The 15,743-nt window shown below is 65.4% G+C and carries 15 protein-coding genes; 12 read left to right on the top strand and 3 right to left on the bottom strand.

Annotated elements, in window-relative coordinates; genetic code table 11:
- The first annotated feature begins 31 nt into the window (after positions 1-31).
- Positions 32-289, top strand: a complete 258-nt coding sequence (locus KBZ14_RS04090; RefSeq protein WP_315856123.1) for an NAD(P)H dehydrogenase assembly family protein — start codon at positions 32-34, stop codon at positions 287-289.
- Positions 290-291: 2 nt separating this feature from the next.
- Here the strand turns inward: KBZ14_RS04090 and KBZ14_RS04095 are convergent, their stop codons facing one another.
- Both KBZ14_RS04095 and KBZ14_RS04100 read right to left on the bottom strand, forming a co-directional pair.
- A complete protein-coding gene (locus tag KBZ14_RS04095; RefSeq protein ID WP_255117023.1) occupies positions 292-1,572 on the bottom strand; it encodes a M16 family metallopeptidase in 1,281 nt (426 codons plus the stop codon).
- Positions 1,573-1,580: 8 nt separating this feature from the next.
- Entirely contained in the window at positions 1,581-2,876 is a 1,296-nt protein-coding gene (locus KBZ14_RS04100; protein ID WP_255117024.1) for a M16 family metallopeptidase, read from the bottom strand.
- Positions 2,877-2,918: 42 nt separating this feature from the next.
- Between KBZ14_RS04100 and KBZ14_RS04105 the strand changes: the two genes are divergently transcribed.
- The 11 genes from KBZ14_RS04105 (at position 2,919) to KBZ14_RS04155 (ending at position 13,768) form a co-directional block, all read left to right on the top strand.
- Positions 2,919-3,650, top strand: coding sequence for a phycocyanobilin:ferredoxin oxidoreductase (locus KBZ14_RS04105; protein ID WP_255117025.1), 732 nt, complete (start codon positions 2,919-2,921; stop codon positions 3,648-3,650).
- On the top strand, positions 3,650-4,558 hold the full coding sequence (locus KBZ14_RS04110; protein ID WP_255117026.1) for an HlyD family efflux transporter periplasmic adaptor subunit: 909 nt from the start codon (positions 3,650-3,652) through the stop codon (positions 4,556-4,558). The genes KBZ14_RS04105 and KBZ14_RS04110 overlap by 1 nt, the downstream gene beginning before the upstream one ends.
- Before the next feature lie 28 nt (positions 4,559-4,586).
- The gene (devC, locus tag KBZ14_RS04115) at positions 4,587-5,756 is read left to right on the top strand and encodes an ABC transporter permease DevC (RefSeq protein ID WP_255117079.1); all 1,170 of its coding nucleotides are present in this window, start codon (positions 4,587-4,589) and stop codon (positions 5,754-5,756) included.
- Positions 5,756-6,430, top strand: a complete 675-nt coding sequence (locus tag KBZ14_RS04120) for a DevA family ABC transporter ATP-binding protein (protein WP_255117027.1) — start codon at positions 5,756-5,758, stop codon at positions 6,428-6,430. The genes devC and KBZ14_RS04120 overlap by 1 nt, the downstream gene beginning before the upstream one ends.
- Before the next feature lie 92 nt (positions 6,431-6,522).
- The gene (locus tag KBZ14_RS04125; RefSeq protein ID WP_006171625.1) at positions 6,523-6,678 is read left to right on the top strand and encodes a hypothetical protein; all 156 of its coding nucleotides are present in this window, start codon (positions 6,523-6,525) and stop codon (positions 6,676-6,678) included.
- Positions 6,679-6,774: 96 nt separating this feature from the next.
- Positions 6,775-7,707 carry a glycosyltransferase family 2 protein gene (locus tag KBZ14_RS04130; RefSeq protein ID WP_255117028.1) on the top strand — a complete coding sequence of 311 codons (933 nt, stop codon included), beginning with the start codon at positions 6,775-6,777 and terminating at the stop codon, positions 7,705-7,707.
- Between the two features lie 157 nt (positions 7,708-7,864).
- Positions 7,865-8,587 (top strand): 30S ribosomal protein S2, encoded by a 723-nt coding sequence (gene rpsB, locus KBZ14_RS04135; RefSeq protein ID WP_255117029.1) that lies wholly within the window; start codon positions 7,865-7,867, stop codon positions 8,585-8,587.
- Between the two features lie 110 nt (positions 8,588-8,697).
- Entirely contained in the window at positions 8,698-9,354 is a 657-nt protein-coding gene (gene tsf, locus KBZ14_RS04140) for a translation elongation factor Ts (RefSeq protein ID WP_255117030.1), read from the top strand.
- 9 nt (positions 9,355-9,363) lie between these two features.
- Positions 9,364-10,569 (top strand): hypothetical protein, encoded by a 1,206-nt coding sequence (locus tag KBZ14_RS04145; RefSeq protein WP_255117031.1) that lies wholly within the window; start codon positions 9,364-9,366, stop codon positions 10,567-10,569.
- Entirely contained in the window at positions 10,521-13,019 is a 2,499-nt protein-coding gene (gene recG / locus KBZ14_RS04150; RefSeq protein ID WP_255117032.1) for an ATP-dependent DNA helicase RecG, read from the top strand. Before KBZ14_RS04145 ends, recG begins: the two co-directional genes overlap by 49 nt.
- A 26-nt stretch (positions 13,020-13,045) precedes the next feature.
- The gene (locus KBZ14_RS04155; RefSeq protein ID WP_255117033.1) at positions 13,046-13,768 is read left to right on the top strand and encodes a M15 family metallopeptidase; all 723 of its coding nucleotides are present in this window, start codon (positions 13,046-13,048) and stop codon (positions 13,766-13,768) included.
- A 163-nt stretch (positions 13,769-13,931) separates the two neighbouring features.
- Here the strand turns inward: KBZ14_RS04155 and KBZ14_RS04160 are convergent, their stop codons facing one another.
- Positions 13,932-15,716, bottom strand: a complete 1,785-nt coding sequence (locus tag KBZ14_RS04160; RefSeq protein WP_255117080.1) for an NADPH-dependent assimilatory sulfite reductase hemoprotein subunit — start codon at positions 15,714-15,716, stop codon at positions 13,932-13,934.
- Between the last annotated feature and the right edge of the window lie 27 nt (positions 15,717-15,743).

Genomic DNA, 15,743 nt, shown 5'->3' on the forward strand with positions numbered 1-15,743 from the left:
CCTGTGCAACCCCGCTGTCAGCACCGAACCCATGCCGAACCCTGAAGCCTCGCCGGAGCCCACCGCCCAGGTCATGGCCATTGGCATGGCCGTCCGGCTTGTTCAGGCCCCTTCCTATCTGAAAACTGCGGAATCCATGCCAATGCTGCGGCCGCCCGATCTGGTGGACACCACGGAGCTGGGCCAGGTGGTGGGCTTGCGGGCGGGGGGGCTGTTGGCGGTGCGGTTCCGCCGAGGCACCTTTCTGTTGGACGCCGCACAACTCGAGCGGGTGAAGCCGGAGGGCTGATCTCAACCCGCTAGCGGGTGCTTCTGCCACACCCGTTCGGCTGCCGTGATGGCCCGCGCGGGGCCGCAGAGGCTCAGGCAGGGCCGGGCCAGCAGGCTGCGTGCAGCTGTCTGCAGATCTGTTGGGGTAAGGGCCTGGGCTTGCTCCAGGCAGCGGTCTGCAAAATCGAAGTCCAGGCCGTGGCCCAGCACCAGGGCATGGCGGTCGGCCACCTGGCTGCAGGTCTGGCGACCCAAGGCCTCCTGGCCACTGAACTTGGCTAGGGCCAGCTCGAGTTCCGCGACGCTGATCGGCACCTCCAGTAACCGCTGCCACTCATTCAGTAGTTCACGGGTGGCCTCTTCGGCCCGTTCGCTGGAACTGGAGAGGTGGAACACAAACGGGGCGTCTCCCAGGCGGGCCGGGTGATGCACCCCCACGTCGTAGGCGAGGCCATGCTCTTCGCGGAGTGCCACGAACAACCGGCTCGACATGCCGATGCCCAGGTGGCAGTGGAGCAGCCGCAGGGCCAGGGCCTGGCTGGCGCCCAGGGGCACGGTGGTGGCCCCCAGCATGAGCACCAGCTGTTCCGTTTCATCGCCACTGGCGGTAAACCGCTCCCCGGTGCATCCGGCTGGACCCTGCCGGCGTTGGGGTGCCGCCACCGTCCAGACCGGTTGCCCCGCGCCCTCCAGCAGTCCCTCGACATCCATGGGGATCTGGCCCGCCAACACCAGCACGGCTCCGTCGCTACCGAGCCGACTGGCATGGCGCTCTAGGGCAGCGCGATCCAGGGTCCTCAGCTCCTGCTCGACTCCCAGGGCGTCGTGGCCGTACGGGCCGTCGCCATAGAGCTGCTGGCGCAGCTTGTCGTGGGCCAGCTGAAAGGGGTCTTCCTTCTGGCGCTGCAGGGTCTGCAGATTCAGTTGGCGCTCCAGGGCGATCTGGTCGTCCACCAGCCAGGGTTGTTGCACAAGTTGCCTCAACAACGGCAACAGCTGCGGCGCATCCTCACTGGCGCACTTGAGGCTGATTAGGGTGCCGTCCTCGGCGGCCTCGCAGCGCAGCCCAGCGCCCAAACCCTCCACCAGGTCGGCGAGGGCATCGCCGCTGTGGGGCCCGCAGCCGCGGCTGAGTACCCCGGCCAGTAGCTGGGCCGCTCCCCGCTCGCCTGGGCGGTCACCACTGCTGCCTCCTCGCAGCCACAACTTGGCCGAGAGGATCGCGGGTCCTGGGCGATGCAGCAGCCACAGTGGGCATCCGCCTGGTAGCTGGCGACTCTCCACTTGGGGATGCAGGGGCATGACAGCGCTCATGCGGGAACCGCCCGTAGGCAAAAGGCCTGCTCGGGGTTGAGCAGGGGCAGCACCTCCTGGCTGAGGCGAGCGCTGTCCCAGTACTGCATCCAGTCCAGCGGGGCCTGCAGGTTGTGGCGCCTGCCCCAGAGGCTGCTGTTGCCCAGCATCCCGGCCACGGAGCCGGCCGCCTCCAGTCCGAAGCGATAGCCGTTGGCCACCAGACGGCGGGCTCGTTCCACTTCAGCCTCCTGGGCTGGGTGCTGGCTCAATTCCTCCCACACGCGCCTCACTTCGGCCTGCACCCGCTCGATGACCTCGGCCTCGCACACCGCCTCCAGCAGGACAAGGCTGCCGGATTCCAACACGTTCAGGTCGAGGTCAATGCTCTCCACCAACCGCAGCTGTTCCCGCAAGCGCTCCACCAGCCGGCTGCGCCGCCCCTCCGCCATCAGGGTGGTAAGTAGGTCGGCGCCCACCACGGCATCCTGCTGGGCTGCAGCGGGCAACCTCCAGGCCATCAATAGGCGGGCCGCTTCCAGGCGAGGCAGCTCCAAGGTGTGGTCGCCTGGCTGCAGAACCAGGCCGGAGGGTGCAGTGGTTTCTGTGCTGGCCTGCAGGCGGCCGAGGGGAGAATCCTCCAGTTGCGCCAACAGATCAAGTCCCGCGAGGGGGCCTGCCAGCGCCAGACAACAGCGATCTGCCCTGTACTGGCGCTGGTGGAACCGGACCATGCTGTCCGGTGTGTGGTCCTCGAGGGCCTCGCGCCTCCCCAAGATCGGCAGCCCATAGGCATGGTCTGGGCAGGCACGCCGCAGCAGCTCCTGGAACGCCACTTCCTCAGGTTGGTCTTCGCTCTGGGCCAGCTCCTCGAGCACCACCTGGCGCTCCATGGCGAAATCGCCCCCATCCAGCCGCGGTTGCAGCACCAGATCCAGCAGCAACTCCAGGGCCTTGGCCGCTGCTGCAGGGGGAATCAGCACGTGGTAGTGCACGTCATCAAAGCCGGTGGCCGCGTTGCTGTTGCCACCGAGGGCCTCCACCTGCCGATCGAATTCACCGGCTGGCAGCTGATTGCTGCCCTTGAAAACCATGTGCTCGAGGAAGTGGGCCAGGCCGGATTCCGCCGGCCTCTCCCAGGCGCTGCCGGCGCGGCACCAGAAATCGATGCAGATCACCGGAGCCTGGGGCAGGTCGAGCTGCACCAGCTCCACCCCATTGCTCAACTGCTGGCGCAGCGGTTCCGGCAAAGGTGAGGCCGCAGGTGAGGGCGAGTGGGGCAAAGCCGTGACGGGCTGTGTCGTGATCTGCATTCTGCTGGCAGGATCACGGAGCTGGTGGCAGGGAGATTGCCGATGACCACATCTGCCCTGGGCATTCATCCCCTGGTGGACGCTCTGGCCGACCGCATCCGCGGCTGCTGGGACACGCTGCCGGACTTGGCCCCGTTGGCGGTGGACCCTGAGCTGGAGGCCATCAGCGGCAGCCTCGACGGCGAGGCCCTGTTCATTCGCAATGAACTGCGTCGCAGCCGTGGCCTGCGCAAACTCCACCTGGAAACAGCGCGCCTGGGCGCCGGGCTGCAGATCCTCCACTGCGTGTTTTTCCCGGACCCCCGCTACGACCTGCCCGTGTTCGGAGCCGACATCGTGGCCGGCCGCGGTGTGGTGTCTGCGGCGATTGTGGATCTCTCCCCCGTCACGGCTCAATTGCCCGCCGCCGTGGCGGCCCCCCTGGCGGCTCTGCCCCAGCGGCGGTTCAGCCAGGAACGGGAGCTGCCTGAGTGGGGCACGATTTTCTCCCCTTACGTGCGCTTTGTGCGCCCCGCCGACGCCGAGGAAGAGCAGCAGTTCATCGCCGTGGTGGTGGAGTTTCTGGAGGTGTTGGCCCAGGCCAGCCGCACCGCTGAACCGCAGGCGATCGACCACCCCGATACGGTGAAGCGCTATCAGGGTCAGTTGAGCTATTGCCAGCAACAGAAACGCAACGACAAGACGCGGCGGGTGCTCGAGAAGGCCTTCAATCCACAGTGGGCGGATCGCTACATCGAGGAGCTCCTGTTCGACGATCCGGTGCTGGCGGGGTGATGGCCAAGAGGTTGACGCGACGCCCCTGGCTGTTCGCCGGTGGGGTTCTGGTGCTGTTGTTGGCCCTAGGCGCCTTGCTGCGCAGCAAGCCGGCCGCCAAGCCTCGGCCTGCACCATCGCCGGCTCAGCTGCGGCCGGAAGGCGTCTCTGCCCTCGGCCGACTTGAACCCGCTGGTGATGTGCGCAGGCTGGCCGCTCCGATCACAGGCATGGGCGGCAGTCCTCGCATCACGGAGCTGTTCGTGCAGGAAGGGGATCGGGTGCAGCAGGGGCAGGTGCTCGCCAACTTCGATAACCGGCCGGGCCTGGTAGCCGATCAGCACCTGTTGCAAACCCGCATCGCCAATCTCAGTCAGCAACTCACCCTGTTGGAGCGCGATACCCGCCGCTACCGGGGCCTCGCCAAGGGTGGCGCCACCCCCACCGGCGACCTCGACAACCGTGAGATCAAGCTGATCGCCCTGCGGGGTGATCTCTCCCAGGCCCGGGCCCAGCTCACCAAGGTGCAGGCTGATCTGCAGCTCAGCCAATTGCGAGCGCCCATGGCCGGCACGGTGTTGCGCATCACCAGCCGCCCCGGAGAGCGTCCTGAGGCCTTGGGGATCCTCGAGCTGGGTGCCACCGACCGCATGGAGGCCGTGGCGGAGGTGTACGAGAGCGATATCGATCGCGTGCGGGTAGGCCAGAGCGTGCGCCTCACCAGTGAGAACGGTGGTTTCGACGGCTCCTTGCAGGCCAGGGTTCTGCGCATCAGTCCCCAGGTGCGTCAGCGTCAGGTTCTGTCCACCGATCCCACCGGCGATGCCGATGCCCGGGTGGTGGAGGTGAGGTTGGAGCTGGATCCCAGTGCCGTGGCCAAGGTGCGTGATCTGGCGGGTTTGAAAGTGATTGCCCGCTTCACCCCATGAGCTCTCCAGCGTGAATCCTCTGGCCTCTATGAGTGCCCTGTGGAGGGCACGAGGAATTCCCCTGTCGTGGTTGCTGCTGACTCGTCAGCCGGTGCGCCTGCTGGTGGCACTGGCGGGCATCAGCTTCGCTGGAATCCTGATGTTCATGCAGCTGGGATTCCGCGATGGCCTGTTCGACGCCAGCGTGACGGTTCACAAGCTCTTCGATGCCGATCTGGTGCTGATGAGCCCCCGCACCATGAGCTCGATCAGTATGGCCGGCTTCCCCCGCCGCCGCCTAGTGCAGGCCATGGCCGACGCGGATGTGGAGGGGATCACCCCCGTTCACTGGAATTTTCTGCTCTGGCGCAATCCCGAAACCCGCGCCACCCGCTCGATCCTTGCCCTGGGCTTTGAGCCGGTGGATCCCCTGTTCACCGATCCGGCCCTGGCCCAGAAGGTTCAGGTGCTCAGCCAGCGGGGCCGGGTGCTGTTCGATGAGCGCTCGCGTCCCGAATTCGGACCGGTGGCCGATTGGTACCGCCAGGGCCGCACGGTGGAGAGTGAGGTGGGGGGCAAGCGGGTTCGGGTGGCTGGCCTGGTGAGCCTGGGCCCCTCCTTCGGCGCCGACGGCAATTTGATCACCAGCAGTGAGACCTTCCTCTCGCTGTTGCCCAACACCCCACCGGGCAGCATCGAACTGGGTTTGATCCGCCTTCGACCTGGTGCAGACCCTGCCGCCGCGGCCTCCCGGCTGCAGGCCACCCTCCCCCAAGACGTGAAGGTGTACACGAAAGCTGGTTTTGTGGAGTTCGAGAAGAACTACTGGCGCACCAGTACCTCCATCGGCTTCATCTTCACCCTCGGGGCTGGGATGGGCTTTGTGGTGGGCTGCGTGATCGTGTATCAGATCCTCTATTCGGATGTGAGTGATCACTTGCCGGAATACGCCACCTTGATGGCCATGGGCTACAAGCTCACCAGCTTGCTGGGGGTGGTGGCGCGGGAGGGCCTGCTGCTGGCCGTGCTCGGCTATCTGCCCGCCTATGCCACGGGCCAGGGGCTTTACCTGATGATCCGCAACGCCACCCAGCTGCCGGTGGCCATGGACACGCCCCGGGCGCTCACGGTGTTCACCATGATTCTGGTGATGTGCATGGGCTCCGCCACCCTTGCCATGCGCCGCTTGGCGGACGCTGATCCCGCCGAGATCTTCTGATGGCGATCCAGGTACGCGATCTCAACCACTGGTACGGCAGTGGTTCCACGCGTCGTCAGGTGTTGCAGGGGGTGGATCTCGCGGTAGCAGCCGGTGAAGTGGTGTTGCTCACAGGGCCCTCGGGCTGCGGCAAAACCACTCTGCTCACTCTTGTGGGCGCCCTGCGCCAGGTGCAGGAGGGTCAGGTGCGGGTTCTGGGCCAGGAACTGGCCCACTCCAGCCGTGATCGACGCCAGCAGCTGCGTCGTTCCATCGGCATGATTTTTCAGGGGCACAACCTGCTGCGCTGCCTCACCGCCGAGCAGAACGTGCAGATGGGCGCCGATCTGCTGCCTGGGCTTGGCTATCGCGCCCGCCGCGATCAGGCGCGCGAGTGGCTCCGCTCGGTGGGTCTGGGCGATGAGCTGAACAAACTTCCCCATGATCTCTCCGGCGGCCAGAAACAGCGCGTGGCCATTGCTCGAGCCCTGGCCGCTCAACCGCGGTTGTTACTTGCCGATGAACCCACAGCCGCCCTGGATTCCCGCACGGGTCGTGAAGTGGTGGAACTGCTGCAACGCCTGGCCCAAAACCAGGGCTGTGCCGTGCTGATGGTGACCCACGATCCGCGCATCCTGGATATCGCCGATCGGCTCCTGCGCATGGAAGATGGCCGCATCGTGGAGGCCAACTGACGCCCCTGGCGCTCTCACAGGCCTGACTCACACCCCCCTAGCTGCACGCCATTCAGTAGGGTGGTGGTTCTCCCAGATCTTTCGCCGCCGCTATGGCCAAGCGCCGCAACCTCAAGAAGGAAAAGCAAGAGCGCAATCGCGCCTACGCCCGCAAGTTCAAGAAGCGCAAGCTGCGCAATGACGGCCGTGGCGAAGGCGCTGGCAACGGCGTCACCGGTACCGCCAACAATGGTGGTGCCGCCGACTGATCGGCTGCCCCGCGTGTTGGTTCAGTCTTGGGGATCCTGCGGGGTCCCTTTTTTGTGACCTCCCTGGCCTCTCCCTCCTCCCCCGTCGACCTGGTCATGTTTCTCAGCGTCGTCATTCCTACCTACAACCGCAGGCCGATCCTCGAGAAGTGCCTGAAGGCCCTCGAACAGCAGCGGCTGGAGGCCTGCATCAGTGGCTACGAGGTGGTGGTGGTGGACGACGGTTCCACCGATGACACCGTGGCCTGGTTGCAGCGGGAGGCGCCTCGTTATCCCCATGTGCGGTTGATCCAGCAGGACCACGGCGGACCAGCGGCGGGTCGCAATCGCGGTGTGGAGCATGCCGATGGTGACGTGATCGTGTTCATCGACAGCGATCTGGTGGTGACGGAGACGTTTTTGCTCAGCCATGCCCGCGCCCTCCAGCGACAGTGGCAGCAGACTGGCAACCGCCTCAGCTTCACCTATGGCGCGGTGATCAATACCGCCAATTTTGAGAACCCCACCAGCGAGCCCCACAAGCTCCGGGATCTCTCCTGGGCCTATTTCGCCACCGGCAATGTGGCGATCGACCGACAGGTGCTAGAGACGAGCGGACTCTTCGACACCCACTTCCGCCTTTACGGCTGGGAAGATCTGGAGCTCGGTGAGCGCCTGCGGCGCATGGGTGTGGTGCTAGTGCGCTGCCCTGAGGCGGTTGGCTACCACTGGCACCCTGCCCTGAGCCTCGAGCAGGTGCCACGCCTGATCCAGGTGGAGGGTGAGCGAGCCAAGATGGGCCTTGTGTTCTACCGGAAGCACCCCACCCGCAGGGTCCGTTTCATCATTCAGTTCACGGTGCTGCATCGGCTGCTCTGGGAACTGCTCACCCTTGGTGGCCTGGTGAATGAGCGCAGTCTGCGGCCGCTGTTGGCCTGGCTGATCCGCCACGGCAAGCCCGGACTGGCGATGGAGTTGCTCCGCCTACCGCTCAACCGCATCGGTGTGCGGGCGTTGTTCGCCGAAGCCCGGGCGGAGGGTCTGGCCTGAGTGACTCCAGGCCATTTGGTAAGGTGATGGAGTCCACATTCACTCCGCACACCTGCGTGTTTCGGGTGATCTGAGCGACACCAGCCTCGGCGAATTCTCTGCCTTGGCTTGCTCCAGATCCCTGGCAGGTGGAGGCGAACCCGAAACCCCTCAAACAATGGCTGTTGTTACCCTCGCCGAAATGATGGAGGCGGGTGCCCACCTCGGGCACCAAAACCGCCGCTGGAACCCCCAGATGTCGCGCTACATCTACTGCGCGCGCAACGGTGTTCATATCATTGATCTCGTGCAGACCGCCGTCTGCATGAACAACGCCTACAAGTGGACGCGCAGCGCCGCTCGTAGTGGTAAGCGCTTCCTGTTCGTTGGCACCAAGAAGCAGGCCTCCGAGGTGATTGCCCAGGAAGCCACCCGTTGCGGTGCCTCCTACGTGAACCAGCGCTGGCTGGGCGGCATGCTCACCAACTGGACCACGATGCGTGCTCGTATCGACCGCCTCAAGGACCTGGAACGCATGGAGAGCTCCGGTGCCATCGCCATGCGTCCCAAGAAGGAGGCCGCAGTGCTGCGCCGTGAACTAGAGCGCCTGCAGAAGTATCTGGGCGGTCTGAAGAACATGCGACGCCTGCCCGACGTGGTGGTGCTGGTGGACCAGCGCCGCGAAACCAACGCTGTGCTCGAGGCTCGCAAGCTCGATATCCCCCTGGTGTCGATGCTGGACACCAATTGCGATCCCGACCTTTGCGACGTGCCCATCCCCTGCAACGACGACGCTGTGCGTTCCGTGCAGTTGGTGCTTGGTCGTCTGGCCGATGCGATCAACGAAGGTCGCCATGGCGCCAATGACCAGCGCGGTGGTTACGACGAGGAAGAGGGCTGATCTGCGGCGTGATGCCGCACCTCTCCTGGGCCCCTTGGAGCTTTCCTACGGGGGAGCTCCAGGATTTTTGATTCCGTTTGAACCCGCCCCAACCGATTCCCACCCCACCCATGGCTGAGATTTCCGCCAAGCTCGTTAAGGAACTGCGCGACAAGACTGGCGCAGGCATGATGGATTGCAAGAAGGCCCTTGCTGAGTGCGCCGGTGACGCCGATAAGGCCGTCGAATGGCTGCGCCAGAAGGGCATTGCCACAGCCGAGAAGAAGTCTGGCCGCACGGCCGCTGAAGGTGCTATCGGTAGCTACATCCACACCGGCGCCCGCGTGGGGGTGTTGGTGGAAGTGAACTGCGAAACCGACTTCGTCGCCCGTGGCGAGGTGTTCCAGGAGTTACTGCGCAATGTGGCCATGCAGATCGCGGCCTGCCCTGGCGTCGAGTTTGTGAACGTCGCGGATATCCCCGCCGATGTGTCCGAGCGTGAGACGTCCATCGAGATGGGTCGTGACGACCTGGCTGGCAAGCCCGACCAGATGAAGGTGAAGATCGTTGAGGGCCGCATTGGCAAGCGCCTCAAGGAACTGGCTCTGATGGATCAGGCTTTCATCAAGGACACCTCGATCACCGTTGCTGAAATGGTGAAGCAGGTGGCCGGCAAGGTGGGCGAAAACATTCAGGTGCGTCGCTTCGTGCGTTTCAACCTGGGTGAAGGCATTGAAGTGGAGAAGATGGACTTCGCCGCTGAAGTGGCTGCTATGCAGGCGGCCTGAGTTCTGGCCTTGGATCCCAATGCCAGCCCCCTGATCGAGGCCAATCGCCAGCTCGCTCTGCTGCTGGAGCGGCAAGAGCAGTTGGCGCCCGGTCTATATCGCGAGCTGGCTCTCTATCTCCAGGTCCTGCGTGATGGCCTGCTGCATGCCGTGCAGCAGGCCTGTTTTCATTTGGCTACCCAGGTGGTGCCAGAGCGCTACGGCCAGCTGTCCGGCGAACGCCGCACGGCCCTGCAGCAGCGCCTTCAGGGGCTGGTGCAGCGTTGCTGCACCCTGCTCACCGTGGAGCAACTGATGGGGCTTGCGGCTCAGCAGCAGCGCCGTGAGCAGCAGCGGCAGCGTGCTCAGCGGCAGCGCCTGATCGATGCCCTCGTGGCCGATCAAGACCCTGAGCCCCCGCTCGCTTCTTTGGCTTCGGCTTCCGAGCCAGCTGCGACCCAGGGCTCCATCACCCTCGGGTTGGACCTTCCCTTGTCCGCTGATCTGTTTGAGGCAGGATTGCCTGGCCTGGCTGGGATGAACCGCACGCCCCCTGAGCGCGAGGACACCGCCTCCCCCCCCACAAGGGGCGAGGAGCTGGAGTTGCTGCAATCGCTGTTTGCCATGGCCGCCGAGGGCCTGGGCCAGGAGCCCATGCCCGCCGTCGCTGATCCACCGGAGCAAGCTCCTCAAGTGGAGGAGGCCTCGTTGCAGTTGTCGGTGGCGGTGCAGCCCGAACTCAGCCCTCACGACCAAGCCGTTACCGGTACCCAGCTACCCCGTGATCCCCTCCTGCAGCTCCGCTGGTGGGCTCACCTGGACCAGGCCCTCAGCCGCCGCTTGCGCAACCTTTCCCACGCCGTGAACGTGGAACTGATGCGCTCCGGCCTTGCCCAGGGACTGCTGCCCCTGAACCTGCTGGATGCGGTGCTGCAGGGCCAGGTGGAGGTGTTGCCAGCGCCCATGAACCTGCTGCGCCTGCCTCTGCCCATCCCGGCAGCCGCCTCCGGCACGGCTCCAGCGGAAGTCCTGTCGCTGTTGGTACGCAGCGGCGACCTGGAATTTCAGCAACCAAAGTTGCGCACCTGTCGCAAGCGGCTCCAACAGCGCCAGCGTCAATTGCGCACAATGGCCGAGCGCTACCGCTACTGGCAGCGCCGGGTTTCGGCCCTCGAGGCGGAGCAGCAGTGGTTGCAGGACAGTGCCCAACCCCAGAACCCGGCGGACCGGCCCTAGTGCTGGAGGCCTGGCTGCGCCCCTTGCAGCAGGCCCTTCAACTGGAGGTCGAGCGCGGCTTTGAGAATCTCCAGGGGCGGCGCGAACGCTTTCATGCCTTTATGGCTCGGGAGTTACGGGTCCATCCCGGGAGTGTCACCCCACCCCAGGGCCAGGCCTTGGTGGAGCTGGCCGGGGCCTTTGATGCCTACCCCGAGCGGAGCCTGGCCAGCCGCCAGATCCTGGTCCGGCGCAGTCGCCAGCTGTTGCACGAGCTGCACCGCTCCCAGCAGCCTGTGTTGCCGGTAGCTCCCCCGCGGCTGCGGTTGGTGCAGACACCGGCCGTTGTTCAGCGGATCCAACCGGACACCCCCCTCTCGCAGATCCGGGGGGTGGGTCCGAAGACGGCCGAGAAATTTGCCGTGCTGGGTCTGTTTGTGGCGGCAGATCTGCTCCGCTACTACCCGCGCGACTACCTCGACTACGCCAATCTCGTGCGGATTGCGGCGCTGGTGCCTGGCAGCACCGCCACGATCGTGGCCACCGTGCGCCGCACCAATAGCTTCACTAGTCCGCGTAATCCCAATCTCTCGATCCTGGAGCTGCAGCTCCAGGATGTGACAGGCAGGCTTCGCGTGTCGAAGTTCTTTGCAGGCAAGCGGTTCAGTTCGCCTGGCTGGTTGAAGGGGCAGCAGCGCCTGTATCCCCCCGGCGCCACCGTGGCGGTGAGTGGCCTGGTGAAGGAAACGCCCTACGGGCCTGTGTTTCAGGACCCTCTGATGGAGGTGCTGGAGAACCCCAACGCTCCCCTCCAGAGCCGCGACATCGGCCGGTTGTTGCCTGTGTACGGACTCACTGAGGGGCTCAGCGCCGAGAAAGTGCGTGCTGCCGTGGAGTCGGTGGTCGCGGCTGCCCTCGCTTGGGGCGATCACCTGCCGCCAGCCCTGCTGGAGTTGGAGGGCTTGATGGTCCTGTCCCTGGCCCTGGCCCAGATCCACCAGCCCCAAAGCGAGGAATCCCTCAGTGCCGCCCGGCGGCGGCTGGTGTTTGACGAATTCCTGCTGCTGCAGTTGGGCCTGCTGCAGCGACGCCGCGAGCTAACCACCCGGCCGGCGCCCCCCCTGGCCCTGCCCAAAGCCCCTGGCTCCACCAGCCTGGTGGCTGACTTTCTGGACCTGCTCCCCTTCTCGCTCACCGGCGCACAGCAACGGGTTCTGGCGGAGATCCAATCGGATCTGGCGGGCGAGCAGCCCATGGCACGCCTGGTGCAGGGGGATGTCGGGAGCGGCAAGACCGTGGTGGCTATTGCCTCACTCCTCACCGCCATCGATGCGGGTTGCCAGGGGGCACTGATGGCCCCCACCGAGGTGTTGGCGGAGCAGCACTACAAGAAGCTGTGTGAGTGGTTGCCGCAGCTGCATGTCACCTGCGCTCTGCTCACGGGATCAACGCCGGCCCGGCGGCGTCGGGAGCTCCTGGCAGACCTGGCCCAGGGCAACCTCAAGATGCTCGTGGGTACCCACGCCCTGCTGGAGGATCCCGTGCAGTTCGCCCGCCTGGGGCTGGTGGTGGTGGATGAGCAGCACCGCTTCGGCGTGGCCCAGCGGAACCGGTTGCTGGATAAGGGGCTTCAGCCCCACCTGCTCACGATGACCGCCACCCCGATTCCGCGCACCCTGGCCCTCTCCCTCCACGGCGACCTGGAGGTGAGCCAGATCGATGAGCTTCCCCCTGGGCGCACGCCGATCCGCACCACCATGCTCAAGGCCGGCGAGCGGGATCAGGCCTACGGCCTGATCCGCCAGGAGGTGGCCCAGGGGCAGCGGGCCTACGTGGTGTTGCCCCTGGTGGAGGAATCGGAAAAACTTGATTTGCGTTCTGCCGTGGACGTGCATCGCCAGCTGAGCGAGGAGGTCTTCCCCGACCTCCAGGTGGGGCTGCTGCATGGCCGCATGCCCAGTGCCGACAAGCAGGGCGCCATTGGCGCCTTCGCCCGCGGCGAATGCCATGTGTTGGTGAGCACCACCGTGGTGGAGGTGGGTGTAGATGTGCCAGAAGCCAGCGTGATGGTGATCGAGCATGCCGACCGCTTCGGTCTGGCCCAGCTGCACCAGCTACGGGGCCGTGTCGGCCGGGGTGCAGCCGCCTCCCACTGTCTGTTGATCAATGACAGCCGCAATGTCATGGCACGGCAGCGCTTGGAGGTGCTTGTGCACTCCACCGATGGCTTCGAAATAGCTGAGATGGATCTGCGACTGCGGGGGCCCGGAGCCGTCCTGGGAACGCGCCAGAGCGGCCTGCCGGATCTGGCACTGGCAAGCCTCACCGACGATGGCGATGTGCTCGAGCAGGCCCGCAGCGTTGCCCAACGCCTGATGCAGCAGGACCCCACGCTGCAGCACCACCAGCCCCTCGCCACCGTTCTGGCTCAGCAGCGCCAGAGGGTGAGCCAGGGCGCGCGGTTGAATTAGTCACCCTTCGGCGCCGCCTTCCCGCCATGGCTCTGCGTCCCTGGAGTCCGGTTCCCATCCACGACTGTGCTGAGCCCCTGGTGGAGCTCCCCGCCGGTTTGCTCCGGCTCGAGCCCCATCCCTACGCTGGCCTCGGAGCCCCCTACGGAGCGGGTGCCTCGCCCTTCCGGTTGCGAGCGGCCGTGGTGGAACGCCTGCTAGAAGCGCAGCTGGCGCTGCAGGCCGCAGCCCCAGGTTGGCGACTCGCCATTTTCGATGCCTGGCGGCCCTTGGCGGTGCAGCGATTCATGGTGGAGCACACCATCGGCGAGGAATGCGCCCGGCTTGGTGTGGATCGTGAGCAACCCTCTGCCCTGTTGGACGCGGTGGTGGCGGAGGTGGGGCGCTTCTGGGCCCCGCCCAGTGAGGATCCCGCCACACCGCCACCCCACAGCACCGGTGCCGCGGTGGACCTTACCCTTGCCGATGGCTCCGGCATGGTTGCGAGCATGGGCTCCGCCATCGATGCGATCGGAGCCGTATCAGCACCAGATCACTACCTGGAGGTTGCTGACTCAGTCCAGGAGATCTCCGTGAAGCAGCAAGCCCAAGAATGGCATCGGCGGCGATGCCTGCTGCGGCATGCCATGGGGGAAGCCGGTTTTGCCCAGCACCCCAACGAGTGGTGGCACTTCAGCTGGGGGGATCAGCTGTGGGCTTGGCGCCAGGATCAGCCCCAAGCCTGCTACGGCCGTTGGCTGGAGAGCTGAGGGGAAGGGCTGGACTGGCTTGTAGCCAACGGTTCAGCGATCTCGCTCGATGCCATGGAGCTCGCCAGAGCGCTGGCCTACGACTTGCTGAGCCCAGTAGCGGGCGCCATCGCCAGCACTGGTGCAGCAACCGGAGGGCGACTGACCGTCATCGCGGGGAGCTTCATCCCGTGGTGAGGAGATGTTCAACCTGTTCCCGGCCCAGTTTGGCGACGTAATCCCCGAAGCTGCGCCGACCGCCAACGGCCTTCCAGCCCAGCAGCAGTGGCTCCAGTGTGGTTTCCAGCTTCTCCAGAGGCATGCGCTCTACGTAGGGCTCGGCCAGCCGGCTGAGGTTCGGGGTGCCCCCTAGCCAGAGTTGGTATTGGTCAACGCCATCCCCCACCAGGCCCAGTTCGGCCATGTAAGGCCTGGCGCAACCGTTGGGGCAGCCGGTCATGCGCACGAGGATCGGCTTCTCGATCTCCAAGCGCCGCAATTGGCCATCGAGCCGCTCCAGCACATCCGGCAGGATGCGCTCAGCTTCGGTCACCGCCAATCCGCAGAGGGGCAGGGCGGGACAGGCGATTGCGTGGCGGGCCAGGAGGGGGGGAGCCTCCGGAGCCGTGATGCCGAGGGCTGCCAAGGCCTCTCTCACACTGCTGCGCTGGGCGGTGCCAATGTTGCAGAGCAGCAGATCCTGGTTTGGGGTGAGACGGATTTCCAGTTGGTAGGTGTCCACCAACTGCCGCAGTCCCTGTTTCAGTTCACCCTGTAGGCGGCCGCAGAGCAGGGGTAGGCCCACAAACCACTTGCCGGCGCTCTGGCGATGCCAGCCGAGGTAATCCTGCAGTTTGGTGGTCGGTTCAAGCCGTAACCCCTTGATCGGGTGCGGGAAGTAGTTGGTCTTGAGCTCCTTCTTGAACCAGGCAATGCCCCGATCGTGGATCAGATATTTCATGCGGGCGTGCCGCCTGGTCTGGCGGTCGCCGTAGTCCCGTTGCAAGGCTGCGATCGCTTGAACCAGGTCGAGCACGTGCTCAGCAGCTACGTAGCCGAGGGGATCGGCCGTGCGCGCGAAGGTTTCCTCCTTGTTGTGGGTGCGCCCCATGCCGCCACCCACGTACACATTGCAGCCCTTAAGGGCGCCACTGGCATCGGCGAAGGCCACCAACCCGATGTCCTGGGTCAGCAGATCGACTGAGTTGTCGCCGGGCACCGTCACGGCGCACTTGAACTTGCGGGGCATGTACGTGCCGCCGTACAGGGGTTCGTTGGTGTCGCCGCTGAACACCTTGCCCTCCAGCTGACGGGCACGCACCTTCTTCACCGGTGTCGAGGGCTTGATGCGGTACGACAGTTCCCCGTCCACCCAGAGGTCGAGGTACGACCCCTCGGCGGCCGTTGGTGTGAGCAGATCAGCCACGTCGTCCGCCAGTTGGCGTGCAGCCGGATAGGCCCCCTTCTCGTAGGGCGCGGCCGGCGCCATCACATTGCGATTGATATCACCACAGGCGGCCAGGGTGGAGCCCATGGAGCGCACAATCGTGCCGATCACCTCCTTGAGGTTCTCCTTGCGGATGCCGTGCATCTGAAAGGCTTGGCGGGTAGTAGCCCGCAGGGTGCCGTTGCCCAGGCGATCGGCCAGATCATCCATGGCCAGATACAAGGCGGCAGGGATTCGGCCCCCCGGGCTGCGCAGACGCAGCATCATCTGCCAGTCCTTGTCCTGGCCCTTGACCCGGTTTTCGCGGTTGTCCTGTTGATAGCTGCCGTGGAACTTCAGCAGCTGCACTGCCCCATCGGTGAAATGGTGACTGTCGTTGGCCAGCTCGGTGGCCAAGGGCTCCTTCAGATAGCCACTGTCGGCCTTGAGTTGCTCAAACTTGGTGCGCTCGGCTCCAGTGGCGAGGCAGGGAGAGAAGGCCGGATCGGCAGCGGTGCCCTCTGAGGTCTGCCCTGGAGTCACGGTCACGGCGTCGCCACTTACCTCGCT

Origin of the sequence: Synechococcus sp. HJ21-Hayes (genome assembly GCF_024345835.1) — a bacterium.
Taxonomy (GTDB): domain Bacteria; phylum Cyanobacteriota; class Cyanobacteriia; order PCC-6307; family Cyanobiaceae; genus Vulcanococcus.